The organism is Nannocystis sp. (assembly GCF_016714285.1).
Taxonomy (GTDB): Bacteria; Myxococcota_A; Polyangia; order Nannocystales; family Nannocystaceae; genus Nannocystis.
The window spans coordinates 98674-123773 of the sequence record NZ_JADJNN010000021.1; the positions used below are offsets into that span (position 1 = coordinate 98674).

The 25100-nt window shown below is 71.1% G+C and carries 26 protein-coding genes; 9 read left to right on the forward strand and 17 right to left on the reverse strand.

Annotation, left to right across the window (positions count from 1 at the left end; genetic code table 11):
- Nucleotides 1–1356, reverse strand: a complete 1356-nt coding sequence (locus IPJ59_RS28330) for a Vgb family protein (RefSeq protein ID WP_293274116.1) — start codon at nucleotides 1354–1356, stop codon at nucleotides 1–3.
- 145 nt (nucleotides 1357–1501) lie between these two features.
- Nucleotides 1502–1897: a hypothetical protein gene (locus IPJ59_RS28335; RefSeq protein ID WP_293261473.1), complete on the reverse strand. Its 396-nt coding sequence runs from the start codon at nucleotides 1895–1897 to the stop codon at nucleotides 1502–1504.
- Between the two features lie 243 nt (nucleotides 1898–2140).
- On the opposite strand from IPJ59_RS28335, the gene mgtA reads away from it, so the two are divergent.
- Nucleotides 2141–4627 (forward strand): magnesium-translocating P-type ATPase, encoded by a 2487-nt coding sequence (gene mgtA, locus IPJ59_RS28340; RefSeq protein ID WP_293274117.1) that lies wholly within the window; start codon nucleotides 2141–2143, stop codon nucleotides 4625–4627.
- Between the two features lie 12 nt (nucleotides 4628–4639).
- Here mgtA and IPJ59_RS28345 read toward each other — a convergent pair whose 3' ends face one another.
- From IPJ59_RS28345 to IPJ59_RS28355, 3 genes are all read right to left on the reverse strand, one after another.
- Nucleotides 4640–5191: a hypothetical protein gene (locus tag IPJ59_RS28345; RefSeq protein ID WP_293274118.1), complete on the reverse strand. Its 552-nt coding sequence runs from the start codon at nucleotides 5189–5191 to the stop codon at nucleotides 4640–4642.
- A 48-nt stretch (nucleotides 5192–5239) separates the two neighbouring features.
- Nucleotides 5240–6034, reverse strand: coding sequence for a phosphatidylethanolamine N-methyltransferase family domain-containing protein (locus IPJ59_RS28350; RefSeq protein WP_293261464.1), 795 nt, complete (start codon nucleotides 6032–6034; stop codon nucleotides 5240–5242).
- An 88-nt stretch (nucleotides 6035–6122) separates the two neighbouring features.
- The gene (locus IPJ59_RS28355) at nucleotides 6123–7559 is read right to left on the reverse strand and encodes a DUF4215 domain-containing protein (RefSeq protein ID WP_293261461.1); all 1437 of its coding nucleotides are present in this window, start codon (nucleotides 7557–7559) and stop codon (nucleotides 6123–6125) included.
- Nucleotides 7560–7806: 247 nt separating this feature from the next.
- On the opposite strand from IPJ59_RS28355, the gene IPJ59_RS28360 reads away from it, so the two are divergent.
- Nucleotides 7807–8442, forward strand: a complete 636-nt coding sequence (locus tag IPJ59_RS28360; RefSeq protein ID WP_293261458.1) for a hypothetical protein — start codon at nucleotides 7807–7809, stop codon at nucleotides 8440–8442.
- Nucleotides 8443–8467: 25 nt separating this feature from the next.
- On the opposite strand, the gene IPJ59_RS28365 is transcribed toward IPJ59_RS28360, so the two are convergent.
- Complete coding sequence (locus tag IPJ59_RS28365; protein WP_293274119.1) at nucleotides 8468–10450, reverse strand: membrane dipeptidase; 1983 nt, start codon at nucleotides 10448–10450, stop codon at nucleotides 8468–8470.
- Between the two features lie 230 nt (nucleotides 10451–10680).
- Here IPJ59_RS28365 and IPJ59_RS28370 point away from each other — a divergent pair, with 230 nt between their 5' ends.
- From IPJ59_RS28370 to IPJ59_RS28395, 6 genes are all read left to right on the forward strand, one after another.
- The gene (locus IPJ59_RS28370; RefSeq protein WP_293261452.1) at nucleotides 10681–10983 is read left to right on the forward strand and encodes a hypothetical protein; all 303 of its coding nucleotides are present in this window, start codon (nucleotides 10681–10683) and stop codon (nucleotides 10981–10983) included.
- A gap of 225 nt (nucleotides 10984–11208) precedes the next feature.
- Nucleotides 11209–11946, forward strand: a complete 738-nt coding sequence (locus tag IPJ59_RS28375; RefSeq protein ID WP_293261449.1) for a DUF4097 family beta strand repeat-containing protein — start codon at nucleotides 11209–11211, stop codon at nucleotides 11944–11946.
- An 82-nt stretch (nucleotides 11947–12028) separates the two neighbouring features.
- Nucleotides 12029–12895 carry an NmrA family NAD(P)-binding protein gene (locus tag IPJ59_RS28380; protein WP_293274120.1) on the forward strand — a complete coding sequence of 289 codons (867 nt, stop codon included), beginning with the start codon at nucleotides 12029–12031 and terminating at the stop codon, nucleotides 12893–12895.
- Nucleotides 12896–12963: 68 nt separating this feature from the next.
- A complete protein-coding gene (locus tag IPJ59_RS28385; protein ID WP_293274121.1) occupies nucleotides 12964–13392 on the forward strand; it encodes a hypothetical protein in 429 nt (142 codons plus the stop codon).
- Between the two features lie 50 nt (nucleotides 13393–13442).
- Nucleotides 13443–13946, forward strand: a complete 504-nt coding sequence (locus IPJ59_RS28390) for an endonuclease V (RefSeq protein WP_293261440.1) — start codon at nucleotides 13443–13445, stop codon at nucleotides 13944–13946.
- Between the two features lie 83 nt (nucleotides 13947–14029).
- A complete protein-coding gene (locus tag IPJ59_RS28395; RefSeq protein WP_366524709.1) occupies nucleotides 14030–14407 on the forward strand; it encodes a GFA family protein in 378 nt (125 codons plus the stop codon).
- An 8-nt stretch (nucleotides 14408–14415) separates the two neighbouring features.
- On the opposite strand, the gene IPJ59_RS28400 is transcribed toward IPJ59_RS28395, so the two are convergent.
- The 9 genes from IPJ59_RS28400 to IPJ59_RS28440 form a co-directional block, all read right to left on the reverse strand.
- A complete protein-coding gene (locus tag IPJ59_RS28400; RefSeq protein WP_293261434.1) occupies nucleotides 14416–15777 on the reverse strand; it encodes a sigma-54-dependent transcriptional regulator in 1362 nt (453 codons plus the stop codon).
- Nucleotides 15777–17507, reverse strand: coding sequence for a protoglobin domain-containing protein (locus IPJ59_RS28405; protein WP_293274122.1), 1731 nt, complete (start codon nucleotides 17505–17507; stop codon nucleotides 15777–15779). Before IPJ59_RS28405 ends, IPJ59_RS28400 begins: the two co-directional genes overlap by 1 nt.
- Entirely contained in the window at nucleotides 17504–18544 is a 1041-nt protein-coding gene (locus IPJ59_RS28410; RefSeq protein ID WP_293274123.1) for a transporter substrate-binding domain-containing protein, read from the reverse strand. The genes IPJ59_RS28405 and IPJ59_RS28410 overlap by 4 nt, the downstream gene beginning before the upstream one ends.
- Nucleotides 18545–18609: 65 nt before the next feature.
- On the reverse strand, nucleotides 18610–19017 hold the full coding sequence (locus IPJ59_RS28415; protein ID WP_293261425.1) for a CBS domain-containing protein: 408 nt from the start codon (nucleotides 19015–19017) through the stop codon (nucleotides 18610–18612).
- 26 nt (nucleotides 19018–19043) lie between these two features.
- Nucleotides 19044–19889 carry a universal stress protein gene (locus IPJ59_RS28420; RefSeq protein ID WP_293261422.1) on the reverse strand — a complete coding sequence of 282 codons (846 nt, stop codon included), beginning with the start codon at nucleotides 19887–19889 and terminating at the stop codon, nucleotides 19044–19046.
- Nucleotides 19886–20299 (reverse strand): response regulator, encoded by a 414-nt coding sequence (locus IPJ59_RS28425; protein ID WP_293261419.1) that lies wholly within the window; start codon nucleotides 20297–20299, stop codon nucleotides 19886–19888. The genes IPJ59_RS28420 and IPJ59_RS28425 overlap by 4 nt, the downstream gene beginning before the upstream one ends.
- 9 nt (nucleotides 20300–20308) lie before the next feature.
- The gene (locus IPJ59_RS28430) at nucleotides 20309–20779 is read right to left on the reverse strand and encodes a CBS domain-containing protein (RefSeq protein WP_293261416.1); all 471 of its coding nucleotides are present in this window, start codon (nucleotides 20777–20779) and stop codon (nucleotides 20309–20311) included.
- A gap of 271 nt (nucleotides 20780–21050) precedes the next feature.
- Nucleotides 21051–21683, reverse strand: coding sequence for a CBS domain-containing protein (locus IPJ59_RS28435; RefSeq protein ID WP_293261413.1), 633 nt, complete (start codon nucleotides 21681–21683; stop codon nucleotides 21051–21053).
- 121 nt (nucleotides 21684–21804) lie between these two features.
- Nucleotides 21805–22455: a CBS domain-containing protein gene (locus IPJ59_RS28440; protein WP_293274124.1), complete on the reverse strand. Its 651-nt coding sequence runs from the start codon at nucleotides 22453–22455 to the stop codon at nucleotides 21805–21807.
- Between the two features lie 146 nt (nucleotides 22456–22601).
- Here IPJ59_RS28440 and IPJ59_RS28445 point away from each other — a divergent pair, with 146 nt between their 5' ends.
- Nucleotides 22602–24104, forward strand: a complete 1503-nt coding sequence (locus IPJ59_RS28445; protein ID WP_293261407.1) for a hypothetical protein — start codon at nucleotides 22602–22604, stop codon at nucleotides 24102–24104.
- 3 nt (nucleotides 24105–24107) lie between these two features.
- Here IPJ59_RS28445 and IPJ59_RS28450 read toward each other — a convergent pair whose 3' ends face one another.
- Nucleotides 24108–24383, reverse strand: coding sequence for a DUF4404 family protein (locus tag IPJ59_RS28450; protein ID WP_293261404.1), 276 nt, complete (start codon nucleotides 24381–24383; stop codon nucleotides 24108–24110).
- Between the two features lie 110 nt (nucleotides 24384–24493).
- Nucleotides 24494–25093, reverse strand: a complete 600-nt coding sequence (locus IPJ59_RS28455; RefSeq protein WP_293261401.1) for a hypothetical protein — start codon at nucleotides 25091–25093, stop codon at nucleotides 24494–24496.
- Nucleotides 25094–25100: the final 7 nt, after the last annotated feature.

A 25100-nucleotide genomic window follows, 5' to 3' on the forward strand; every position in this document is an offset into this window, starting at 1 on the left:
TCAGCCTTGCGGGTTGGCGACGTTGCTGAGGCCCCAGCCGGTCATGTCGCTGTAGGTGTAGGGGCCGACCAGGCCGTCGTAGGAGAGGACGCTGTGGTCATCGGGGTCGACGCGGAAGGCGCTTTGGTTCATGTCGACGACCCAGACGTAGCCATAGAAGTCGATGCTGATGCCCTTCACCGAGCCCGAGTTGAGGGGGATCGTGTCGAGGATGGCGAGGCTCTCGGGGTCGATCGCCCGGGTGCCGGGGAGGGAGTAGTCGGCGATCCACATGCGGCCGTCGGCGTCCTGCTGGAGGCCGTAGCCGAGCACGGGGAACTGGTCCCAGGCCTGGGTCTCCGGGGTGAAGCGGGCGCTCGCCTGGCAGAACGAGCCGGTCCAGGGGCGGCCCTTGCTGTCGACCGCGAAGCCGTAGGGGCACAGGCCGTTGGGCACCGAGAACTTCTCGTAGGCGAGGGTCTTGGCGTCGACGCGGACCAGGGTGCTCGGGAGGTCGTAGGTGATGAACCAGAAGTCGCCGGCCTGGTTGACCGCGCCGCCGTAGGCGCCGAAGTAGCCGTGAAAGACGTCGGGCATCGCGATGGTGTCCTCGATCGCCCCGGTCTCGCCGTTGAGGCGGTGGATCGTGAGGCTGTCGGCGATGTTGTTCTGGCCGCCGGCGGTCCACAGCTTCTCGTTCTCGTACTTGCAGGTCGCGGGGTTCAGGGTGCCCGGGGCCCACGCGACCGGCCGCTGGGTGGTGAAGGCGAAGGGCGTGTGCCAGGCGATGCACTCCTCCTCGCCCCAGGCCAGCGAGATGTTGTTGCTGGAGGTCTGGATGCCGGGCTGGCCGTTGCTCTCCTTGCAGTCGGCCATCTCGGCGTAGACCTTGGTGACGCCGCCGAGGCGGTTGGCGACCGCGACGTCGCCGGAGAGGTTCACGCTGGTGCGCGAGGGGCTGCCGGCGGAGTCGGGGCGCACGCGATAGCGGCCCTGCTCCACCAGCGTCTGGGTGTCGATCTTGCTGATCGTGCCCTCGCCGCTGTTGGCGACCCAGATGTATGAGAACTCGGGTTGATTGCCGCCGGTGTCGCCGCCGCAGGGGCTGCCGCCGAGGTCGGGCATGCTGCCGAGGTCGAACTTGGGGCCGTCGCCGGTGCTGCTGGCGCTGACCGGGCTGGTGGATTCACCGAGCGTGCTGGTCGCGCTCGCGCTCGCGCCGCTGGCTCCGGTGGTGCTGGTCGGCGCGGCCGTGGTGGGCTCGCTGGTCGGGGTGAGGCTGGTCGCGCTGGTCGTCTCGCTGCCGCCTCCGCTGCCGCCGCCAGAGTCGCCGCAAGCGAGGGGAGCGAGGCAGAGGAGGGCGAGCAGCGAGCGCATCGTCGGATGGTACGCCCGCCGCGGCGCGGACCGCAACTCGCGTGATGATCGTCCGCGGGTGCTCGCGGGCCCCGTGGTGCTGGTGCGCGGCGGGCGATGCTGCGCGCGCCGGATTCATGGCGAGCGGCCGCCGATCGAATTGGTGTCACTTTGCCTGGCATTCGTAGAGCGCCAGGGCGCGTGAGCACAGCTTCTCGAGGTCGGCGAGGTTGCCCTCCGCCTTCAGTCGCCTCCATTTGTCGATGATGAGCTTGCCGATGTCCGGGTGCTTTTCATAGGGGTCGCAGACGGCGACGCGCTGCATGTACGTATCGCAGTCCGTGATCCCGAACTCGCCGTCGGCGGGCGCTGGCTCGGGCTGCGCTGGCTCGGCGGGCGGCGCCACCCCGTTGGCCACCCCGTTTGGCGGTTGCTCTGGCGGCGGCGAGTCCGGCCTTGTCGACGCCGGCGCTGGCTCGGCCGGCGTGGTATCCGCGGGTGGTTTGCCGCACGCGAGGAGCGCCCCGAGCGACATCCAGCCGGCGATATGTGTCACTTTCATGCGGCGCCAGGATTTCATTGCTGGGTCCGCGAGGTCAAGCTCCGCGGGGCTCAGGCGTGTGACCGCGTCGGGCGGAGCCCGCGTATGTGGACTAGACACAATCACGCGCTGGACAACAGACTGCTGGCGTGTCCGCGAGAGCTGCCAGTCACGGGGGATGCCTCCGCGGGCGCACGGAGCGGGTCGCCCCGGAATATGCGTATGTCGTGACGGCGCGGGCCTCGCTCTTCGACCGGAGCTGATATGACGGAGCCCTCGCCGTGGACGCTGACGCCGGCGGAGCTGCTCGCCCGGCTCGGCGTCGATGCAACGGGCCTGAGCTCCGAGGCGGCGCGCTCGCGGCTGGCGCGGTTCGGGCGCAATGAGCTGGCGGCCGCGAGCCGCTGGACGACGCCCCGCCTGGTGCTGCGCCAGTTCGCCAGCCCGCTGGTCCTTATCCTCGTCGCGGCGGCGGGGGTGTCGGCGGTCGCGGGCGAGTGGACCGACTCGGTGGTGATCGGGGCGATCGTCGTGCTCTCGGGGGCGATCAGCGCCTGGCGCGAGTATGCGGCTGGCCGGGCGATCGACCGCCTGCGGGCGCGCGTGGCCCTGCGCGTGCGGGTGCGCCGCGACGGCGCCGAGGCGAGCGTGCCGACGGCGGAGATCGTGCCTGGCGACGTGCTCGTGCTGTCGGCGGGCACGCTCATCGCGGCCGACGCGATCGTCCTCGACGCGCACGACTTCTTCGTCAGCGAGGCTGTGTTGACCGGCGAGAGCTTCCCGGTGGAGAAGCGCCCGGGCGCGATCGAGGGCGCCCGCGGCCTCGCCGAGCGGCGCAACAGCCTGTTCATGGGCACGAATGTTCGCAGCGGCACGGCCACGGCGGTGGTCGTGGCCACCGGCGCGGCCACAGAGTACGGACGCATCGCCGATCGGCTCAAGCTGCGCGCGCCCGAGACGGAGTTCAACCGCGGTCTGCGGCGCTTCGGCGGCCTGCTGACCTGGCTGATGCTGGTCCTGACATTGGTGGTGCTCGCGCTCAATTTGCTGGTCCACAAGCCGCCGATCGAGTCGCTGCTGTTCGCGGTGGCGCTGGCGGTCGGGCTGACGCCGGAGCTGCTGCCGGCGATCTTGATGATCAACCTGGCGCGGAGCGCCACGCGGATGGCCGGGGTCGGGGTGCTGGTCCGGCGCCTGAGCGCGATCGAGGATTTTGGCAGCATGGACGTGCTGTGCTCGGACAAGACCGGGACGCTGACGGCGGGGGTGGTCCGCCTCGACGCGGCGGTCGACGAGCGCGGCCAGGCGTCGCCGCGGGTGCGCCGGCTGGCGTTCTGCAACGCCGCGCTCGAGGCGGGGATCGAGAACCCGCTCGACGAGGCGATCGTCGCGGCCTGCCCGGGCGAGGTGGCGCCGGAGAAGCTCGACGAGATCCCCTACGACTTCACCCGCAAGCGCTTGTCGGTGGTCGTCGACGAGGGCGGGGCCGCGATCTTGATCACCAAGGGCGCGGTCGGCGGCGTGCTCGGGGTGTGTACTGGCATCGATGCGGCGCGGGCGGCCGCGATCGAGGCCTTCGTCGCGGAGCGCGGCAACGCGGGCTTTCGCGTGCTCGCGGTGGCCAGCCGGGTGGTCGAGCGGCGGTCCAGCTATACGCGTGACGACGAGCGGGAGCTCGAGCTGGCCGGGTTCCTGCTGTTTCACGATCCGCCGAAGCCCGGGATCGAGGCGACGATCGCCGCGCTGCGGGCCCACGGCGTGGCGTTGAAGATGATCACCGGCGACAACCTCCACGTGGCGCGTCACATCGGCCGCCAGGTCGGGCTCGCGGAGGCGGCGGCGCTGACCGGCGCCGAGATCGCGGGGATGCGCGACGAGGCCTTGTGGCACGTGGCCGAGCGGACGGACATCTTCGCGGAGGTCGATCCAAATCAGAAGGAGCGCATTATCCTCGCGCTCAAGAAGACCGGGCACGTGGTCGGTTACCTCGGCGACGGCGTCAACGATGCGCCGGCGCTGCACGCCGCCGACGTCGGCGTCTCCGTCGAAGCTGCGGTCGATGTCGCCAAGGAGGCCGCCGACCTGGTGCTGCTGCGGCCGGACCTCGACGTGCTGCTGCGCGGCGTGCTCGCGGGGCGCGAGACCTTCGCCAACACGCTCAAGTATGTCATGACGACCACGAGCGCGAACCTCGGCAACATGCTGAGCATGGCGGTGGCGTCGGTCGTGCTGCCGTTCTTCCCGCTGCTCGCGGGGCAGATCCTGCTCAATAACTTCCTGTCCGACATTCCGGCGTTCGGACTGGCGAACGACGCGGTCGACGCGGAGTCGCTGCAGAAGCCGCAGCGCTGGGACATGGGCGTGATCCGCCGGTTCATGACCTGGTTCGGCGCGCTCAGCTCGGCCTTCGATCTGCTGACATTCGCGGCGCTGTTGCTGGTGTTTCACGCCGCGCCGGAGGTGTTTCGCACCGGGTGGTTCGTGCTGTCGCTGCTGACCGAGCTGGCGGTGGCGATGGTCGTGCGGACGCGACGCCCGGCGCTGCGCAGCCGCCCCGGCGCGCTGCTGCTGTGGAGCACGGTGGTGGTGGCTGTGATCGCCGTGGCGGTGCCCTACGCGCCGGGTGCGGGCGCCTTCGGCTTCGTGCCGCTGCCGCTGCCGCTGCTGCTGACGATGCTCGGCATCACCTGCGCATACGCGATCGCCACCGAGAGGCTCAAGCGGTGGTTCTTCGCCCGGACGGCGGCCTGAGCGGAGCGCTGGTCATTCGCAGAGGCAGGTGCAGGCGTCGGTGCACACGCCCTGCATGCCCATGCCGCCGCCGCAGCAGAGCGGCTGGGCGGGGTTGTCACAGTCGATGTCGCTGAGGCAGTCGGCGCCGCATTTGCACGGGTGCGGGCCCGGGCCCGGGCCGCCGCAGGCGCAGCCGAAGCCGGGCGGGCAGGCGTTCGGGTTATCCGTGCAATCGAGGAGCTCGCCGCCGGTGGTCCCGGTGTCGCTGCTCGTGCTGGCGGCCGTGGAGCTCATGTCCGTGGTGGTGCCTGGTTCGCCGCTGGTGGTGGCGCTGGTCGCCGCACTGGTGGTGCTGGCGACGCTGGTCTCGGCTCCGGTGCCGCTGTCGGTCATGCCAATGCCGCTCGTGCTGCCGGCGCTGCCGGAGCTCGCGGCGGCGCTGGTGGTCGGCTCGAGCGTCGTCGTGGTGGGGCTGGTCGCGTCGGTCGTCTCCGTGGCGCTGACGGTCGTGGTGGTGCCGCCCTTGGAGTCACCGCAATGGATGAGGAGCGCGGCGAGGACGAGGATTCGCGGGGTAGTCACGATCGTCGACTCTACACCGGGCCGCGCTTTCCGTCACGCGGGTGGTCTTCACATCAGGAAGGGGATCAGGGCCCGGCGCTCGCGCGGGTAGTCGGGGAAGCGCTCGCGATACCAGCGGTGGGTCGAGAGGGCGCGCGGCACCAGGTTGGCCGCGCTGACGGCGAAGATGAAGACGCCCGCGAGCGACCAGGTGCACAGGGCGAGGCCGGCCCAGGCCGTGAGCTCGGTGAGGTAGCTCGGCGAGCTCACCCAGCGGAACAGGCCGCCGCGGGGGATCCGGTAGACTCGCTCGCCGAGCGCGACCTCGTCGCGGCTGCGCAGGCCGCGGACGATCGCGTCGGAGTGGATGTTGAGCGCCAGCGACACCGCGTAGATCGGCAGGCCGATGAGGAAGCGGGGATCGCAGAGCCAGGCGCTCGTGTAATGGGTGGCGTGGCTGGTGAAGAACGCGGCGTGGAGGTAGCCGTGCATGCCCGTGACGAGCCATCCGACGGCGATCACCATGAGCGAGAAGCTGGCGCGGGCGCCGTGCGGGGAGCGGATCGAGAGCGGGAAGTAGAAGCCGCGGTTGCCGTAGTGGACCAGCCAGATGCACAGGAACACCAGCGGCACGGTGTCGGCGTGGTGCGGGCCGCGAAAGAAGAAGTAGAGGAAGCTGACGGTCGCGGGCAGCTCCATGAGGAACCACCCGAGTCGCGGGTCGAGGGCCAGGCCGAATTTGTCGGAGGCGAAGCGGCCGTAGGGCGAGGCCACGAAGGGGGCGGTGAGGGCGACCAGCGCGGCGAAGCCGAGCGCGAGGGCGAGGACGGTGTCGTAGGTGGGATCGCCGGTGTACCAGGTCATGCGCGGCGCGAGCATATGCCGGGCCGGGCGGCGCGGTCCACCGCGGAGCGCCGCGGCGCTGGCCCGACACGGCCCGACACGCCGCGGCTCACGGTGCCACGTACACCCACAGGTAGCGCTCGCCCTGGATGTTCTGGCCGAAGCAATTCGATGCCTCGTATGTGCAGAAGTTGTTGAAGGTGATGTTCGTGGAGTTCTCGTCGCAGCCATTGCCGCCGTTCCACCAGCTGCGGCCGGTGTTCGGCTGGTTGTTCTCCGCGTAGATCACGTTGTCGATCGGGAAGCCCGCGCCGCCCTGGTCCTTCGCCTCCGAGATCAGCCCGTTCTCCGGGTATCCGTTCAGGCCGTCCTTGAACACGTTCTTCTCGACGGTGATGTAGCGGTACGAGTTGAGGCCGGTGCCGCACACGACACGCAGGCGGCTGAATTCGACGCCAACACAGTCGTTGCCCCACGCGGTCGGGATGTCGTCTCCGCCGTTGACGTCGAGGTAGCCCTCACACTGCTGCCAGCAACCGTCGTTGAAGCTCGGCCCGACCTTGCCCATGAAGTTGGGCGCTCCGGGGCTGGCGCAGTCCCCCGTGTCGAAGCCGCAACCGTCGCACGCGAGGGCGCCGCACGAGAACCCGAAGTCCCCACAGGTCATACCCATCAAGTCGTTGCCCTGACACTCGCAGAGCGTGCAGTCCGTCCGGCACGGGCCCGTCTCGTCGTTGTTCGCCCCGCCATCGTCGCAATCTTCCTTCCCCGCCCAGACGACGCCGTCGCCGCAGCTGGAGAGCTTGCAGGAGTTGAGGCAGTCGTCAGTGTCCACCAGGTTCTTGTCGTCGCACTCCTCGCCGAGGCCGGCCTGGACGACGCCGTCGCCGCAGCTGGCTGACGCGCATGTGTTGCTGCACGCGTCATCATCGACCATGTTGCCGTCGTCGCAGGCCTCGACGCCCTCCCAGACGATCTTGTCGCCGCAGCTGGCCTCCACGCAGGTCGCCAGGCAGCCGTCCTCCTCGACCGCGTTGCCGTCGTCACAGGCCTCGACGTCGGTCTGGATGAAGCCGTCGCCGCAGCTCGCGGCCGCGCAGGTGTCGAGGCAGGCGTCAGTGTTGTCGGCGTTCGCATCGTCGCAAGCCTCGACGTCGGCCTGGATGAAGCCGTCGCCGCAGCTCGCGGCCACGCAGGTGTCGAGGCAGGCGTCGGTGTTGTCCTTGTTGCCGTCGTCACAGGCCTCGCTCGCGGCGACCTCGCCATCTCCGCAGACGACCGGGTCATCGCCCGTGGTCGCCGCGCTCGGGTCGATGGTGTCGGCGGTATCGCCAGTGTCGCTGGTGGAGCTGGTGGAGCTGGTGGAGCTGGTGGAGCTGGTGCTCGTGCCAGGAACCTCACCCGTTGTGGGTGTGTTCGCGGTTGTTGGCATCGCGGTGGTGGATTCCTGGCCTGTATCCGCGGTCGTCGATTGCCCGGTGGTGGTGGTGGCTGCATCGCTGGTGGTGCCCGTGCTGTCGCCGCAGGCCCCGATGAGGAGAGACATGACAAAACACTGCTTAGCGTGTGACATTTAGACCACAATAGCGGACGGATCTCCACGACGCAACCGCTAACGTCCGCCAAGGGTGATACCATCCGGGCGAGCCAGGTGCCCGCATGACACGGGGTCGTACCTGGACCGAGGGCGTGCCGATGTGGCGAGGCCGGGTCCGTGGTCTCGCGGCAAACGTTCATGACTCCGGCGTCGCCGTGTGGTCTCGTTCTTGCGGGGGCGCGGCAGGAGATCCTGCATGACATTCTCGCCCGTCCCTCGTCCTGATCCCGCGGCCTCGATCGTCGGAGGCCTGCTCGGCGGCCTCACGGTCGCTGCCAGTTTGCTCGCCTTCTTCGTGGTCCACGATCCGCGGGAGCGCCGTGCCCCCGGGGGGTCGCTCGCCGAGCTGCGCGTCACGGTCGCCGAGCTCGGGGTGCAGACCGGCGAGCTTCGGGCCCGGCTTGCGAGCCATGAATTGGCTCACGTGACGCCGACGACGGTGTCGGCGGTTGCCGTGCCGCCGATGCGGTCGCTCCCGCCGGGCCTCGAGCGGGCCGTCGCTTGCCCCGGGGAGAATCGTTGCACCCTCGATCGCACATATCTCGCGGAGCTGCTGGCCGACCCGTCGGCCCTGGCCGGTCAGGCGCGGATCATGCCGTCGGTGCGCGACGGGGTGGTCCGCGGGTTGAAGCTGTACGGGATCCGCCCTGGCTCGCTCCCGCGGCTGCTCGGCTATCGCAACGGCGACCTCCTGCTCAGCGTCAACGGCCTCCCGCTGATCGGCGCGGACGCGGCGATGACCACATTCTCGCGGCTGCGGCGCGCGGACACGCTGGCGGTCGAGCTGGAGCGCAAGGGCGAGCGAATGATCATGACCTGCGACATTCGCTAGCGATCACCCGGTCGGTGGCCGCGCGTCACGAGCAGGCGCCTCGGGGCTTGCCGCACGCGCCCGCGCCGGCGCAGCTGCCGCTGCTGCACTCGCCGTCGAACCGACACTCGGCGCCGGTCTGCAGCGCGCCGGCGCAGTACGAATCGCCGCACTCTTGCGGGAACTCGGCCTCGCGGGCGGCGTGGACCGGCAGGACGGTGATGCCGCTATTGTCGATATCGTCGACCGCGCTCGCGGGGCCGGAGCGGGGGCCCGCGGCGCGCTCCCACATGCGCACGAAGTCATCGGCGGAGTGGCGCAGGGCTGCGGTGTCGCTGCCGAGCTGGTCGAGGTCGGCGAGCAGGTCGGGGAGCAGGCCGATGTGGCCGAGGCCGGCCTCGTCGAAGGCGGTGGTGAGCGGCGGGGTGCCGGCCGTCTGCTCGTCGCGGGCCTGGCACTGGGCCTCGGTGGGGAAGGAGGCGGAGCAGGCGTCGGGGCCGAAGCGGGGTCGGACCTGCTGGATGAAGCCGTTGAGGTCCGAGCCGAGGGCGAGCGGGACCTTGAGGCCGAGGCGGCCGAAGTCGTAGGCCTGGGCGAAGGAGCGGCTGGAGCCGTGGCAGCTGTTGTCGACGGCGGAGGGCTCGTAGGTGTTGACCTCCTCGTGGCCGGTGCGTAGACCCATGATGCCGCCGGTCTGGCGCAGGACCTCGACGATCCACTGCGGGGTGGTCTTCTCCTCGCGCTGGCGCTCCTTGGTCATGATCTCGCGGAAGTGTCCGTGCGAGATATAGATGGGGTAATGATCGCGGGCGACGGCGAGGTCACGCACCTCGCCGACGCCCTTCTCGGACATGTGGGCCACGTCGAGCAGCATGCCGCGGTCCATCATCTCGGTGATCAGGGCCTTGCCGTCGGCGGTCAGGCCGAGGGTGTTCTTGCAGTCCTTGTCGACGTCGAAGCCGAGGGTGACGGCGGCGGTCGTCAGGCCGCAGTCCATATCGATGTGACAGTTCTCGGCGAACTGGGCGACATGAAAGATCGGGTTGTGCGGGGCGGCGCCGGCGAAGCGACTGTTCAGCTGGTGCACCGGCTGCAGGGTGCGCACGCCCAGGTCATAAAGCTCGGCGAGCTGCGGGCGCCAGTCGCCGTCGCCCATGAGGTGCGAGGCCTCGACGCTGAGGACGATCGCCAGGCGGTCCTCCTCGACGATGCGGCGGGCGTCGGCGGCGGTCAGGGCGATCTCGGCCCAGTCGTGCTGGGCCACGAATTCGTGGGCCTGCTGGAGCTGCAGGCGGACATCGGCCATCTCGTCGCACTCGGGGCGGTCGAGGTTCTCGGGCGGGATGGCGCGGCACAGCCAGTCGAGCGACACGGCGGACATCACCTCGATGCGCAGGCCGGCCTCGTAGGCGGCGTGGAGCTGCTCCTCCCATACTTGCTGGTGGGCGATGACGTCCCAGCGGGGCCAGCCGTCGAGCTCGGGCCAGCCGTGGGTGCGGTCCGCGTGCTTGCCGGTGTCGCCGTCCGAGCCCGGTATCTTGCTGACATATTCGCTGACCGCGGCGCCGCCCCCGGGGGCGGCGATGATGGCGACGAGGGGGACCAATTTGCCGAGCTCGGTGGGGCTGATATTTTCGCAGACGCCGAGCAGCGGCGCGAGGTCGTCCTGTAATCTCGCGTGATCGCCGGGGTCGCCGCCGTCGCAGGGTGCGAGCGCCTCCTCGCCGGGGCCGCGGTGACTGCCGTGGAACCAGCCGCCGCCGAAGGCCTCCTCCGCGAACATGTGCAGGTGCAGATCGGCGATTCCTACCAGCGGTGGGGGGGCGGCCTCGGTGTCGCCTCCGGTCGGGGTGCCAGTCGCGCCAGTCGTGCCAGCCGAGCTGCCAGTCGAGCTGGCGCTGCCCTCGCTGGCGTCGCTGTTGCTGGTGGCTGGATCGGCCTTGCAGGCCAGCAGCAGGGCCCCAGCGCAGATCGAGAGCGACACTTCGAATGCGCGTCGGGTCGGGGGGGACAGGGCTTTGCGCTGCATCGAGGCGGACGCTAGCGGCTGGTGTGAACGCCGTCAAGGCGGTCGCTTCGGCGGGCGAGCGGCGGGTCTTCGTCCATCAATTCATGGCGTTGCGACCCTGCCTGCGGCCAAGTGTAGATTTCGCCGTGTGCTTGACATTTCGCGGAATGGCGCCCAAACTCCCGCGTTGGGCGAGGTTCCGGCCGACGTGCGTATCGTCGCTGTCCGCTGCCCTTTCGCGGAGGTTCCAGATGCGTGCATTCTTTCCGTCCATCTTGTTTGTGCTGCTCGGGGTCGGGTGTGGGACGAAGCCGGCGCCCGCCGAGGAGACGGCGAAGCCGGAGAGTCGGGCGACGGCGATGCCCGAGAATCTCCGCTGCGATCGGGCGGCCGACTGCACGCCCGAGGCGACGTGTTATTGGAGCACCCCGTCGTGCGTCGCCGCGGCCACGGCCAAGACGCCCAAGTGCGAGGACGCCGATCCGGTCGACGCGTCGCGCCCGCAGTTCACGTGCGGGTGCCAGGAAGGTCAGTGCGTGCCGGTGACGGAGTGAGCGTCGCGGGCGATATGGTAGCTATTATTGCCCAAATCACGCAAATGGCCCAAGGCTCCCGCCTGGCGCGGTCTGCGGCCGATCTGCCTCGGCGACGGAGGTGTGCAAGCCGTGCACTGCGAATGCACGCACTGCACGGCGCGTGCCGCGATGCCCGACGACACGCCCGTATCACTTGAAGATTCTGCGAGCGAGCGGCGGCACGGATGCTGCTGCTAACGGGGCATGATTCGCAGATCCATCGCAATGTTCGCCCTCGTCGCTGTCGGCGCCGTATCCACCGGTTGTGAGATCCAGGCCGAGACGATCACGCATGACGAGCCCGGCGTGGCTGCTCCCGTGAAGCGGATCGTCACCACCGTGGATGTCGGCGATGTCGTGGTGAACGCCGGGACCGACACGACCGCGCACGTCGAGGCCGAGGCCCAGTGGAGCGCTAAGCGCCCGAGCGTGAAGTTTCGCCTCGAGCAGCAGACGCTCTACATCGACGCCGCCTGCGAGGACCGGGACCCGAACTGTCGCGTCGACATCAGCGTGAAGGCGCCGGTCGGCGTGGTGATCGAGGTCAACGGCGGGGACACCAGCATCACCGCGGCGGACCAGCGCGGCGCGGCGACCCTGCTCACCAGCAAGGGTGACATCATGCTCGAGGACATGAGCGGCACGCTGACCCTCGGGACCCTGGAGGGCGAGATCCGCGGCAACGCGGTGCACAGCGCGATCGTCAAGGCCAACGCGGTCGACGGCAACGTCAACCTCGTGTTCGACGGGGGCGCCGACGATGTCTCGATCACCACGGCCGCCGGCGACATGCTCCTGACCGTGCCGCGGATGACGTATCGCGTCGACGCCAGGACCGAGGGCAAGCTGAGCGTCGGCGTCACGCAGTCGATGGCGAGCACCACCAACAAGCGGCTGTATCTCCGCTCGGACACCGGCGACATCACGGTCAAGCCGCGCTGAGCCCGGACGGTTGGTCGGCTCGGGGTGATGGCCGGACGCGGCTTGACCTGGATGGCGGCGTGACCGAGGATGCCGCGGAGTCATGTCTCCGGGTCAGGCGCTGCATACATTGGCTGGGCCGATCCTCGTCACCGGGGCGAGCGGCAACATGGGGCGCGCGACGCTGAGGGCGCTGCGCGCCCGCGGGCTGCCGGTGCGGGCGGGCCTCCGTGATGGCGGGGCGAGTGAGGTCGAGACTGTGCGGCTGGACTTCGGGCGGCCCGAGACCTTCGCCGCCGCGGTCGCGGGCGCCAGCGGGCTGTTGCTGGTGCGGCCGCCGGCGATCAGCGACGTGCGGCCGACGCTGTGTGCGCTGGTCGATGCGGCGCTGGCGGCGGGGCTGCGGCGCGTGGTGTTCTTGTCGGTGATCGGCGCCGAACGACGCGGTTATATCCCGCACGCGAAGGTCGAACACCACCTGCAGGGCAGCGCGGCGGCGTGGACCATGCTGCGTGCGGGGTTCTTCGCGCAGAACCTCGGCGACGTGTACCGCAACGACATCCGCGAGCGCGATGAATTGTTCGTCCCGGCCGGGGCCGGGCGGGCCGCGTTCGTCGACGTGCGGGACCTCGGCGAGGTCGCGGCGCGTTGTTTCAGCGAGGACGGGCACGCGGAGCAGGCCTACACGCTGACCGGGCCGGAGGCGCTGGGCTTCGCCGAGGTCGCCGCGTTGCTGTCGGCGGAGCTCGGGCGGGCGGTCCACTATCGCCGGGCGAGCGCGCTGGGCTACGCCGCGCGGCTGCGCCGTCAGGGCTTGCCGTGGGGTCAGGTCGCGGTGCAGACGATCCTCCATGTCGGCTTGCGCTTCGGTCAGGCCGAGGCGGTCGACCCAACATTGCCGCGGCTGCTCGGGCGCCCGGCGGGCACGCTCGCGGCCTATATCGCGGACCACCGCTCGCTGTGGACGTGACCTGAGCGCGGGTCTGGCGGGCCAGGTGGGCCTCGCTCTGCGGGGACGTGCTGCTAAGATCGGCGACCATGTCCGTGTTCGACGATCCGAAGGGCTGGGCGAAGGCCCAGGCGCAGCGCCTCCGCGACGACCCGAAGGGCTGGGCCCGCGAGCGCGGCGAGCAGCTGCGCGGGATGGTCGACGTGGCGCCGTTCAGCGATGAGGCGCTGGAGCGCGAGCTGGTGGCGCTGCGGGGCCGCATCGAGGGGCTCGCGGGGCTCGACGCCGCGGCGCGGCAGCAGCTGCACGACGACCTGATCGATCTACACAATCGCCTGAGCCCGGGCGGGGCGGCGGTCAGCGGGGCGAAGATCGGGCTGGCGGCGGCGGTGTTGCCGGTGATCGGGATGATCACGGGGCCGCTGCTCGGCGGGGCCTACGGGGTCTATCGCTCGCAGCGGGTGACGGCGGCGCGCGACGAGGTGCAGGCGATGCTGCGTCGGCTCGCGCGCGGGTGAGAGATTCGCGGGGTCGGGCGTGCGGTGAGGCTGCTATGCTCGCGGGCGCGATGGAGTTGCCGCTGCTCGCCTGCGTGGATGTGGACTACCGCGGGGAGGCTGCGGTGGCGGCGGCGATCCTGTTCCTCGACTGGAGTACCGCGGATCCGCTGGCCGAGCACGTGGTAGCGGTCGAGCACGTGGCGCCGTACCGGCCGGGGGCGTTCTACGAGCGCGAGCTGCCGTGCATCCTGGCCGTGCTGGCGCGCAGTCGCTGGCCGATCGCCACGGTGGTGGTCGACGGGCACGTGTGGCTCGGCGAGGGGGTGCCGGGGCTCGGGGCGCACTTGCACGCGGCGCTCGGCGGGCAGACGCCGGTGGTCGGGGTGGCCAAGAGCCCGTACCACGGGGCGCCGGCGGTGACCTTGCTGCGCGGCGACAGCACGCGGCCGCTGTATGTGACGGCGGTCGGGGTGGAGCTGGCGATCGCGGCGGACAACATCCGCAGGATGCATGGGCCGCACCGGCTACCGACGTTGCTGAAGCGGGTCGACCGGCTGTGCCGCGACGGGTGACGGCGCCGGGCGTCGGCCGGGGATCGACAGGGTCGCCGGGCCCTGGTAATCAGGGCCCGGGCTTATCGACCATGGAGCGCGACATGCACCGAGGATCGTGTCTTTGCGGGGCCGTGACCTTCGAGGTCGCCGGCTCGCTGCCGCCGCCCGACGCCTGCCATTGCACGCAGTGCCGCAAGCACTCGGGGCATATCTTCGTCTCCAGCGACGTGCCCCGGGCCGCCCTGACGATCCACGGCGCCGATCATGTGACCTGGTTTCGCTCGTCCGAGAAGGTGCGCCGCGGTTTTTGTGCGACCTGCGGGTCGTCGCTGTTCTGGGATCCGATCTTCAGGGACTGGATCGGGGTGGCGATGGGCGCGCTGGAGTCGCCCACGGGCACCAGGCTGGGGATCCACGTCCACGTGGCGGACAAGGGCGATTACTACGACATTAGCGACGGATTGCCGCAGAAGCCGTAGCGACCGCTCTATCGCCGCCCGTACGTGTGCATACGATACTGGATCGTTCGCACGCTGATATCGAGGATCTCCGCGGCGCGGGCGGTGGAGCCGTCGACCGCGTCGAGCGTCGATAGGATCGCGTGGCGTTCGATCTCGGCGAGGGTGGAGCCGGGGATGCGGACGCCGCCTTGCACGTCGGGGGCGCTCTCGAAGGGGAGGTGTTCGGCCTCGATGTATTCGCTGTCGCACAGGACCACGGCGCGCTCGATCGCGTTCTCCAGCTCGCGCACGTTGCCGGGCCAGGTGTGGCGGGCGAGCTTGCCGCGGGCGCGCTCGCTGAAGCCGCGGATGGAGGCGTGGTTCTCCTCGACGAAGCGCTGCAGGAAGTGCTCGGCGAGCAGGAGGGCGTCGCGGCCGCGGAGGCGCAATGGTGGGAGTTCGATATGGACGACGTTGAGGCGATAGTACAGGTCCTCGCGGAAGCGGCCCTCGCGGACCTCCTTGGCGAGGTCGCGGTTGGTGGCGGCGATGAGGCGCACGTCGACCTTGATCGTCTCGCTGCCGCCGACGCGCTCGAAGCAGCGCTCCTGCAGCACGCGCAGCAGCTTGACCTGCAGGGTGCCCGATATCTCGCCGATCTCGTCGAGGAAGAGGGTGCCGCCGTGGGCCTGCTCGAAGCGGCCGCGGCGGAGGCGGTCGGCGCCGGTGAAGGCGCCGCGCTCATGGCCGAAGAGCTCGCTCTCCAGCAGAGATTCGGCGAGGGCGGCGCAATGGAGGGTGATGAATGGTTCGCGGGCGCGGGGGCTGAGGGCGTGGATCGCCCGGGCGAGCTCGCCCTTGCCGGTGCCGCTCTCGCCGGTGAGGAGGACGGTGGCGCGGGCTCCGGCGACCTGGCGGGCGGTGCGGTAGATCTGCTGCATCGCGGGGCTGGTGCCGAGCAGGCCCTGGAGGCCGCCGCCGTCGCGCTCGCGCAGCTGACGGCGCAGGTTCTCGGTCTCGACGCGGAGGGCGCGTCGCTCGATCGCCCGCTCGATCGCCAGCACGAGGGCGTCGATGTCGAGCGGCTTGGTGAGGTAGTCGTCGGCGCCGGCGCGCATGGCAGCGACGGCGGTGGCGACCTCGCCGAAGGCGGTGGTGACGATGACGGGGAGGTCGCGGTCCTGCTCGCGCAGGTGGCGGAGCAGCTCCATGCCGTCCATCTGCGGCATGCGCAGGTCGGTGACGACGACGTCGGGGGCGAAGTCGGCGGCGCAGCGGAGGGCGGCGGCGCCGTCGGCCTCGCTGCGGACCGTGAAGCCCTCCTGCAGCAGCAGCTTCTCGAGGCCGTTGCGGGCGCTCTGCTCGTCGTCGACGACGAGGATGCGGGCTTTCTTGGCGGTCGCGGACATCAGGCGGTCTCCGTGGGTTTGGCGGGGGCGTGCGAGGGGCCGTCGATGGGGAGCAGCATGCGGAAGATGGTGCAGCCGGGTCGGCTCTCGAGGTCGAGGCTGCCGCCGTGGTCGGTGATGATGCGGTGGGAGATCGAGAGGCCGAGGCCGGTGCCCTGGGCCTTGGTGGAGAAGAAGGCGTCGAAGATCGGGCTGTCGGGCGGGACGCCGGGGCCGTCGTCCTCGACCTCGATCGTGACGGTGCGCGGCTGCCTGCGCGCGCGCAGGGTGACGGTGCCACTCGCGTTGGCGCCGGCGACGGCCTCGATCGCGTTCTGGCCGAGGTTCAGGAGGACCTGCTCGAGCTTGGCGGCGTCGGCGTTGAGCCCCAGCGGGGCGATCGGGAGGTCGAGGGCGACGGTGACGTTGTGGGTCGCGGCCTGGGGGGCGATGAAGTGGGCGACGCGCTCGAGCAGCGGGCGCAGCTCGAACGGTCGCAGGGACAGCGGGCGGGGGCGGGCGAAGGCGAGGAACTCGGTGACGAGGGCGCCGAGGCGGGTGATCTCGTCGCCGACGACGGCGACGGCGTTCTGCAGCTCGGGGTCGGCGCGCTGGCGCTTGAGGGCGCGCGAGAGGTAGGTGAGGTGGAGCTGGGCGCCGTTCAGGGGGTTGCGGATCTCGTGGGCGAGGCCGGCGGCGAGGGTGCCGATCGCGGCGAGCTTCTCTTGCTGGCTGGTGCGGGCCTGGGCGGCGCGCTCGTCTGTGATGTCGCTGCCGACGGCGAACACGCAGACCTCGTCGGCGTCGGCGGGGGCGTGGGTGAATTGCCAGGCGAGCAGGCGGGTGTGGCTGGCGCGGGTGACGATCGTGGTCTCGAGCGGGCGGGTCGCGCCGGGCTCGGCCGCGCTGTGCATGAGGTCGGCGAGGAGGTTGCGCAGGGCCGGGGCGCCCGGGTCGTCGAGGCGGAGGCAGGCGACGAGATCGCGGCCGAGGACCTCGTCGCGGGCGAAGCCGGTGACGCGCTCGGCCTCGCGGTTCCACAGGCGGACCCCGCCGGCGGCGTCGAGGCCGACGATGATCACGTGGGCGAGCTCGACGGCGTTGACGTAGCGGTGTTCGGCGCGGGCCAGAGAGGCGCCGAGGGTCTCGCGCTCGAGGCGCTCGGCGTGCTGGAGGCGGGCGACGAAGTCGTCGTGGTAGGTCTCGAGCATGATCGCCAGATCGAGGTCGAGGAGGCGGGACAGGGCGTCGGCGGCGGCGCTCGGGTGGATGGAGTCGTCCTGGTCATTGCGCGGGTGGGCCTCGAGCACCCGGAGCAGCGCGCTGCGGATCTGGGCCATGGCGGTGAACATGTAGCGCTGGGGCAGCCCGACCTTGACGTGGACGCGGCCGATCTGGGCGGTGCTGACGTAGTAGGCCTCGTCGTAGGTGCCGGTGAAGAGGCGGTGCATCCACTGGACCAGCGAGCGCTGCAGGCGGGCGATCTGGGCCTCGCCGGTGAACACGGCGTGGGCCTCCTCGTGGTGGCGCACGCGCTCATAGAACTCGCCGGCGATGCGCGTGAAGTGGGGCGCGACCACATCGGCGAACGATCGCAGGGCGTGGGCGTCGGCGGGGGAGAAGCCGACGTAGCGCTTGAGCTCGTCGAAGCGGGTCTCGGTTCGGGGGCTCGGGTTGGCGCGCGACAGAGGTCTCTGGCTACCACATTGCGATCGCGGGCGACAACCGGGCCCTCGCGGCGGGCGTTTCACGGGTCTTGCAGGGTCGCGAGGTCGCGGGCGAGGATCTGGTTGATCGGCTCGCGGAGCGGGCTGCCGGTCGGGAGGGCGAGGGCGTAGTCCTGGCGCTGGAAGCTGCGGGGGAGCAGCTCGAGGGTGTCCTTGTGGGCGAGCGCGATGGCGTCGACCAGCAACGGGCGGTCGAAGACGATCGCGTCGAGCTCGCCGGACTCGATCGCGGCGAGGCCGAGGGTGAGGTCGCTGAAGCCGCGGTAGTCGAGCTTCATGTCGCGCAGGTAGGTCTCGCTGGTCGTGCGGAGGACCGTGCCGACGCGCAGCTTGCCGAGGTCCTCGGGGCCGCGGACGCGGGCCTCGAGCTGGCCGAGGGTGAGCTGGGATGTGATCGCCGCGGTGGCGCTGGTGAGGATGATGAGCGAGGCGAGCATCCACAGCATGGCGAGCAGGCGCCCGGGGACGGTGATCGGGACCTTGTCGCCGTAGCCGACGGTGGCCATGGTCACGACGGCCCACCACAGGCCGGCGAGCACGCCGGGGCCGGGCGGGCCGGGGAACTGCGGGTTTTTACCGCGTTCGATCAGCCACATGAGCGCGCCGATCAGCAGCTGCAGGGCGGCGAAGGTGAGGAGCAGGCGCAGGAAGGAGAAGGTGAAGACGGAGATGAAGCCGTCGAACCAGGTCTCGGGCGGGCGATGGGCGACGGCGATGGCGAGGCCGGTGGTGTAGAAGGGGTGGGTGAAGTCGAAGCGCTGCTCGCGTTCGGCGGTGACGGTGATCGCGGCGACGGCGGCGTCGAGCGAGCCGTCCTCGAGGCCGCGCAGGAGGCTGGTGATGTCGCGGGGCTCGAGCTTGTAGTCGAGGTCGAGCTCGTCGGCGAGGTTGCGCCACAGGTCGATCGCCTGGCCGGACCAGCGCTCGGGGCCCTCCTGGACGACGAAGGGCGGGGTGTGGGTGACGCCGACGACCAGGCGCTGCGGGACCTCGCCAGGCGCGCCAGATGCCGGGGTCGTGGCGGCGGCGACGGCGAGGACCAGGGCGGCGAGGCTGATCATGGGGGCATGCTGGCCCGCGGCGCGCCCGGAGCACAAGGGGCGGACCGCGGGCGAGCGCGTCGGGTTCAGCTGGCGCGGAGCATGTCGGCGAAGGCCTGGCAGGCGTCGACGGTCGTGAACACGCCGACGACCTTGTGGTTGTCGACGACGATCGCGGAGCCGTACTTGTGGCGGGCCATCTCCTGGACGACCTCGTCGAGGGGGGCGTCGGGGGCGACGACGTAGACCTCCTGGGTCATGGCCTCGTCGACGCGGACATTGGCGGGGTCGACGTCGTGGAGGGTCTCGACCATGTGCAGGTCGCCCTCGGAGATGATGCCGACGAGCTTCTGGGCGGACAGGACGGGGAGGTGGCGGATCCGCTCCTTGCGCATGACGGCGTGGGCGTGGGCCATGGTCTGGTCGGCGCCGATCGTGTGCGGGGAGGTAGACATGTACTTGCGGATGGGAGGGATGATGCGGTGTTTGGACATGGTGTGGCTCGTGGGGTTGTGAGGGATCAGGTCGGGGGGATGACGGCGACCGGGCAGACGGCGATGCCGGCGAGGGCCGAGGCGCTGCTGCCGAGGAACAGGCGGCCGACGCTGCCGAGGCGGCGCGAGCCGACGACGATGAGGGCGGCCTGGCTGGCGATGGCGAGGGCCTGCAGCTCCTCGACGATGCTGCCGTAGGCGAGGTGGCGGCGGCAGGCGAGGAGCTCGTGGCGGGCCGCCCACTGCTCGAAGCTGCGAGCCACCTCGTCGCGGTAGGCGTCGCGCGCGGCCTGCCAGTGGGGGTCGAGGTCGTCGATGAGGTCGCTGGCGCGGGTGTCCCCGACGTGCACGAGCACGAGCTCGCGCTGGTGCTTCGCGGCCAGGTCGCGGGCGAAGGCGAGGGCGGCGTTGGTGGGGGCGTCGAGGTCGGTGGCGAGCAAGATCGGGCCGGGGCCGACGGCCGGGAGGTCGCGGGGGACGACGACGACGGGGCCGGGGAGGCGGCGCAGGAGGTGGCGGGCGACGTGGCCGAGGCGCAGCGCGACGTCCTCGCCGACGCTGGCGGCGCGACCGATGATGAGGCCGGCGGCGCCCTCGGCCGCGTGGGCCAGGCCCTCCTCGGCGGAGGCGGCTTCGAGGATCGAGGTGGTGGCGGGCGCGGCGACGTGGAGCTCGCGGGACAGGCGCTGGACGTTGTCGCGGACCGCGGTGATTGCGTCGTTGCGGATGTAGGGGCGGCTCCACTGCTCGAGCACGTGGATGGCCACGGTGTGGTCGGGGCCGGCGAGCCAGTGGGCGAAGCGGACGGCGCCGCGGCTGCGCTCGCCGAGGTCGAGTCCGAGGATCCAGGTGTTGGTGTCGGTGGCGGTCATGGTGAGTGTCGCTCTGCGAGGGCGCGCACGAGCGCGGGGTAGTCGAGGGGTTTGATGAAGATCCGCAGGCGGGCCTGGGGTTCGGCGCCGAGGGGCCGGGCGAGCTGCGGGTGGGCCGTGATCACGATAATCGTGAGCTCGGGGTGTTGGGTGTGGATCTTGCGGACGGTCTCGATGTCGCGGCTGCGGGCCGGCGTGAGGTCGATGAGCAGGGCCTCGGGGACGGGCGGCTGGGCGGCGCGGGCGAGCGCCGCGGCGCCGCTCGTGCAGGTCTCGACGTAATAGCCGTCGGCGCGCAGGAGGGTGGCCAGGAGCCGGGAGGTGCGAGTGTCGGTGTCGAGCAGGAGCAGGGTCGGGGCCGTGAACTGCTCGAGATCCATCGCGCCGCTGCTGTCGAGGCTGCTGTCCATGGCGGCGAGTCAGCCCGCTTCGGGCGTGGGCGGGACGCTGCGGGTGGTCCACTCGTGGGCGGGGTCGGCGGCCTGGACGGCGTCGCGGCGGAGCACGGCGGCGAGGGCCTGGAGGGCGTCGATGACGGTGAAGATGCCGATGAGCTGGCCGGCCTCCATGACGAGGGCGGCGCCGAACTTGTGGTCGCTGAGGACCAGGACGACCTGCTCGAGCGGGGCGTCGGGGGTGACGACGTAGGGGTTCGGGGTGCAGGCCTGCTCGGCGGTGTACTTCTCGGGGTCGACGCCGCGGACCGCGGCGAGGTGGGCGATGTCGCGGTCGCTGAGGATGCCGACGAGGTGGCCCTCGACGTAGACGGGGAGGTGTCTGGCGTGGACCTGGAACATGCGTGCGGCGGCGTCGGCGACCGAGAGGGCGCCGTCGATGGTCGCGGGGTTTTGGGTCATGAAGTCGCGGACAGTGGGCGTGGCGCTCGGCATGCTCGTGCCTGAGCAAGCGGTGTGCCAGCGGTCGTGACTGGGGAAGATGGGGCGGGGGCGCGAGGTCTGGCGTGGGAACTTGCGTGGCGACGCAACACTTGCACACGCGGATCAGGCGGGGCCGTAGGGCATCCAGCCCGAACACGAGGCCGCCGCGGCCGTGGTTCCCCACGTCGACGTGGAGGACCAGGAGCGCGGCGGACCAGGACGGCCAGCACGATGTGGTGGGCGCGGCGGCTTGGTAGCCGAGCCGCGCCCGGGCCGGGGCGGCTCAGGGTTTGTCGCGGCCGGTCACGGTGGTGGCGGCGCGGCGCAGCTCGGCGCGGTGGCCCGCGTCGCTGCGGACATCGATGCTGCCGCCGACGGAGTCGAGGCCGACGCGCACGCCGGGGGCGGCCTGGCTGACGCCGTCGTGGCGGGACTGGCTGTGCATCATGGCGTCGTGTCGGGGATCGTGGCCGTGATCGTGGTGGGGCTCGGCGGTGGCGGGCGCGTCGGGGCCGAGGCTGGCGGTGACGGGGCGGAGCTGGGCGACCAGGGCGCGGAGGGCGTCGATGACGGTGAAGATGCCGAGGAGCTGGCCATCTTGCATGACCAGAGCGGCGCCGAACTTCTGGTCGGCGAGGACCTGGGCGACCTCGGCGAGCGGGGTGTTGGGGCCGACGACGTAGGGGTTTGGCGAGCAGACCTGCTCGACGGTCGGGTTCTTGCCGGCGTAGGTGTCGACGCGGGCGAGGTCGCGGTCGCTGAGGATGCCGACGAGGTGGCCGCCGACGTAGACCGGGAGGTGGCGGGCGTGGGTGTAGAACAGGCGCTCACGGGCGTCGGCGACGGAGAGGCCGCCGTCGATGGTCACGGGGTCGGGGGTCATGAACTGGCGGACGATGGGCGTGGAGCTGAGCATGATGCCCGGCCATCGCAAGCCTTGTGCCAGCGGCGCGGGCGGCGGCGGCGGGCACTTGCGGTCGCGGCGGGCGCAGGTGTTTGCGCTTCGACGCAGAGATTGCATGTACGCGCTGCGGGGCTCAGGTCTTGTCGCTGTTGTCGCGGCCGGTGACGGTTCGCCCGGCGCGGCGGATCTCCGAGCGGCGGCCGGCGTCGCTGCGGAGGTCGACGCTGCCGCCGACGGTGTCGAGGCCGACGCGGACGCCGGCCGCGGCGTGGGCGAGGTCGTCGTGCAGGGCCTGGCTGTGCAGGAGGGCGGTCTCACGCGGGTCACGGCCGTGGTCGTGGGCGGGGTCGGTCGCGGCGTGGGGGTCGGCGCCGAGGCTGGCGGTGACGGGGCGGAGCAGGGTGACGAGCGCGTGGAGGGCGTCGATGACGGTGAAGATGCCGAGGAGGTGGCCCTCCTGCATGACCAGGGCGGCGCCGAATTTTTGGTCGGCGAGGACCTGGGCGACCTCGGCGAGCGGGGTGTCGGGGCCGACGACGTAGGGGCTCGGTGTGCAGGCCTGTTCGGCGGTGGCGTGCTTGTCCTCGAAGCCGTCGACGGCGGCGACGCGGGCGAGGTCGCGGTCGCTGAGGATGCCGACGAGGTGGCCGCCGACGTACACGGGGAGGTGGCGGGCGTGGGTCTGGAACAGGCGCTGGCGGGCGTCGGCGACGGACAGGCCGCCGTCGATGGTGACGGGGTCGAGGGTCATGAACTGGCGGACGGTCGGTGCGTGGGTCGACATGGCCGGACCATGGACCGCGTCGCTGAGGTCGCAAGCCGGGCGGCGCCGGTGCGAGGGGGTGGGGCCTGGGTGGTGATGGCGGGGCTTGGTCGCGGGCCTGCGGGGGCGCCGCGAGCGGCGCGCGGAGGCTTCGTAGTACCCTGGCGATGGAGGTGTTCATGCCGCGCATCGGGGTTGTTCTGACGTTCGTTGCTGGGTTTGTGGCGTGCGGTGATTCGGGGCGGGAGGCGACCACGACGCTCGAGACGAGCGCGGCGACGCCTGGCACGAGCGGCACGAGCGGGTCGCTGACGACGGAGCCGACGGGCGGGGCGACGACGGGTGGGGTGACGACGGAGTCGCCGACTGGCACGAGCACGAGCGCGGGCACGACGGGCGGCGTGAGCACGGGCGAGGTCTTGTCGAGCGGGTCGACGGGGGGGACCAGCGGCGGCTGCGTCGGGCTCGAGTGTCAGCAGGTGCTGTGCGGTGGGAACACGACGACCAACCTGACCGGCGTGGTCTACGATCCGGCGGGCAAGCTGCCGCTGTACAACGCGGTGGTCTACGTGCCGAACGCGCCGGTCGAGCCGATCACGATCGGGGCGCAGTGCACGACCTGCGACACGGCGCCGTCGGGCGCGCCGATCGTGGCGACGCTGAGCGACACGGCGGGGGCCTTCGTGCTGAAGGATGTCCCGGCCGGCGACGACATCCCGCTGGTGGTGCAGATCGGGAAGTGGCGCCGGCAGGTCGTGGTGCCGAAGGTGGAGCCCTGCGTCGACACCGCGGTCGCCGCCGATCTGAGCCGACTGCCGCGCAACAAGGCCGAGGGCGACATGCCGCAGCTGGCGATCACGACCGGTGGCGCCGACCCGCTCGAGTGTCTGCTGCGCAAGATCGGGGTCGACGACGCGGAGTTCACCACCGACGCGGGCGACGGGCGGGTGCACCTGTTTAGCGGGCTCGGCGGCGGGCAGAAGTTCGTGCCGGAGCTGAACGGCGGGGCCGCGTTCGCGCCGACGACGGCGCTGTGGAACGACGTGGCGACGCTGTTCAAGTACGACGCGCTGCTGCTCGCGTGCGAGGGCTCGCTCGAGGAGACCAACAAGTCGATGCAGGCGGCGCAGGCGGTGTTCGACTATGCGCAGGCGGGCGGCCGCATCTTCGCGTCGCACGTGCACAACTACTGGCTGCGCAAGGGGCCGCCGCCGTTCCCGACGGTGGCCCAGTTTCAGTTCGACCCGGACCTGCCGAGCCCGATCACGGGCGCGGTGATCGACACCTTCCCGAAGGGCAAGGCGCTCGCGGAGTGGCTGGTCAACGTCGGCGGGTCGCTGGTGTACGGGGAGATCGAGCTCAAGGCGGCGCAGAAGTCGGTGAAGTCGATCGACGCGCAGCTGGTCCAGCCGTGGATCGACATCGCGGCGCAGGACTCGGTGCAGTACTTCACCTTCAACACGCCGATCGGGGCGGCGCCGGAGGAGCAGTGCGGGCGGGTGGTGTTCTCCGACCTGCACGTGTCGTCCGGCGACCAGACCGGGCAGGCGTTCCCGCAGGGCTGCGTGACCACCGAGCTGTCGCCGCAGGAGAAGGCGCTGGTGTTCATGCTGTTCGACCTGACCTCGTGCGTACTGCCGGACGACGAGCCGCCGGTCGTGCCGGGGTAGGTGTCAGATGCCCATGCGCGACAGGGACTCGACCACACCGCGCAGGGTCGCGGCGAGGGTCGGGTACTCGACCTCGAACTGACGCGCCGCCTCGGCGAGCTCGGGGCTGACGGGTGGCTCGACGGGCAGGCCGGCCTCGCGGGCGCTGAGCTTGTCGGCGATCTCCTTGAGGGTGCCCGCCAGCAGGTTGCGGACCTCGGGGTCGCGGGTCTCGATGCTGCCGAGCTCCGTGTGTAGGGTGGCGAGGGTCTCGCGGAGCTTCTCGACGTCCTCGGTCATGGCGGTGACCGTACAGCAGGGGGCCGGGCGTGCCAAGGCCGTGCGCGCCGCGGGCGTGGCGGCAATCTCTGCCGATCGGGCGCGGTGGTCGGCACGATCACGATCGTGGTTCACTTCGGGGCTGGCGGGGCGTCGCTCGCTGCGGGGGCGTGGACGCCGGGCGGGAGGGGAGTGCCGGGCGTGAGGACGGTGCCCGGGACGACCTCCAGCTCGTGCTTCGGCGGCGGGGTGACGGCGATCGCCGCGTCGTCGTCGCAGGTGAGCAGGCAGGTCTCGCGGTTGGTCTCGCTGAGCTTGCTGTCCTCCCAGCAATTGATCATGCAGCCGCGCAGGTGCTGATACATGGCGCGCGCGGCCGGGTCCGCGTTGGCGCCGAGCTTGTCCTCGGCCAGGCTGTCGCACTGGAGCTTGCAGGTCTCGCGGTTGGTCGCGTTGGTGTGGGCCGTGAAGCAGCCGCGGTAGCAGCGATCGAAGGCGGCGATCGGCGGCTCGGCGGGCTGCCCCGGCGAAGCCGGCTGCGGCGTGGCCGTGACCTGTCCACTCGGGGCCGGGGGCGCCTTGGGGTCGACGGCCGTCGGCGCGGTGTTCGGCTTCTGCGCGATCGTCTCGTCGCAGCCTCCGGACAGCGCGAGCAGCAGCGCGAGCAGCAGGCCCGATCGGGGGGCGATGCGGGAGAGGACGGGCGATGGGTGCGTGACTCGGTTCGGCATGGCTGTT

Coding starts and splice junctions, on each gene's coding strand:
- IPJ59_RS28330 (WP_293274116.1), bottom strand. CDS start 1,356: ATGCGCTCGCTGCTCGCCCTCCTCTGCCTCGCTCCCCTCGCTTGCGGC.
- IPJ59_RS28335 (WP_293261473.1), bottom strand. CDS start 1,897: ATGAAAGTGACACATATCGCCGGCTGGATGTCGCTCGGGGCGCTCCTC.
- mgtA (WP_293274117.1), top strand. CDS start 2,141: ATGACGGAGCCCTCGCCGTGGACGCTGACGCCGGCGGAGCTGCTCGCC.
- IPJ59_RS28350 (WP_293261464.1), bottom strand. CDS start 6,034: ATGACCTGGTACACCGGCGATCCCACCTACGACACCGTCCTCGCCCTC.
- IPJ59_RS28355 (WP_293261461.1), bottom strand. CDS start 7,559: ATGTCTCTCCTCATCGGGGCCTGCGGCGACAGCACGGGCACCACCAGC.
- IPJ59_RS28360 (WP_293261458.1), top strand. CDS start 7,807: ATGACATTCTCGCCCGTCCCTCGTCCTGATCCCGCGGCCTCGATCGTC.
- IPJ59_RS28365 (WP_293274119.1), bottom strand. CDS start 10,450: ATGCAGCGCAAAGCCCTGTCCCCCCCGACCCGACGCGCATTCGAAGTG.
- IPJ59_RS28370 (WP_293261452.1), top strand. CDS start 10,681: ATGCGTGCATTCTTTCCGTCCATCTTGTTTGTGCTGCTCGGGGTCGGG.
- IPJ59_RS28375 (WP_293261449.1), top strand. CDS start 11,209: ATGATTCGCAGATCCATCGCAATGTTCGCCCTCGTCGCTGTCGGCGCC.
- IPJ59_RS28380 (WP_293274120.1), top strand. CDS start 12,029: ATGTCTCCGGGTCAGGCGCTGCATACATTGGCTGGGCCGATCCTCGTC.
- IPJ59_RS28385 (WP_293274121.1), top strand. CDS start 12,964: ATGTCCGTGTTCGACGATCCGAAGGGCTGGGCGAAGGCCCAGGCGCAG.
- IPJ59_RS28390 (WP_293261440.1), top strand. CDS start 13,443: ATGGAGTTGCCGCTGCTCGCCTGCGTGGATGTGGACTACCGCGGGGAG.
- IPJ59_RS28395 (WP_366524709.1), top strand. CDS start 14,030: ATGCACCGAGGATCGTGTCTTTGCGGGGCCGTGACCTTCGAGGTCGCC.
- IPJ59_RS28400 (WP_293261434.1), bottom strand. CDS start 15,777: ATGTCCGCGACCGCCAAGAAAGCCCGCATCCTCGTCGTCGACGACGAG.
- IPJ59_RS28410 (WP_293274123.1), bottom strand. CDS start 18,544: ATGATCAGCCTCGCCGCCCTGGTCCTCGCCGTCGCCGCCGCCACGACC.
- IPJ59_RS28415 (WP_293261425.1), bottom strand. CDS start 19,017: ATGTCCAAACACCGCATCATCCCTCCCATCCGCAAGTACATGTCTACC.
- IPJ59_RS28420 (WP_293261422.1), bottom strand. CDS start 19,889: ATGACCGCCACCGACACCAACACCTGGATCCTCGGACTCGACCTCGGC.
- IPJ59_RS28425 (WP_293261419.1), bottom strand. CDS start 20,299: ATGGACAGCAGCCTCGACAGCAGCGGCGCGATGGATCTCGAGCAGTTC.
- IPJ59_RS28430 (WP_293261416.1), bottom strand. CDS start 20,779: ATGCCGAGCGCCACGCCCACTGTCCGCGACTTCATGACCCAAAACCCC.
- IPJ59_RS28435 (WP_293261413.1), bottom strand. CDS start 21,683: ATGCTCAGCTCCACGCCCATCGTCCGCCAGTTCATGACCCCCGACCCC.
- IPJ59_RS28440 (WP_293274124.1), bottom strand. CDS start 22,455: ATGTCGACCCACGCACCGACCGTCCGCCAGTTCATGACCCTCGACCCC.
- IPJ59_RS28445 (WP_293261407.1), top strand. CDS start 22,602: ATGGAGGTGTTCATGCCGCGCATCGGGGTTGTTCTGACGTTCGTTGCT.
- IPJ59_RS28450 (WP_293261404.1), bottom strand. CDS start 24,383: ATGACCGAGGACGTCGAGAAGCTCCGCGAGACCCTCGCCACCCTACAC.
- IPJ59_RS28455 (WP_293261401.1), bottom strand. CDS start 25,093: ATGCCGAACCGAGTCACGCACCCATCGCCCGTCCTCTCCCGCATCGCC.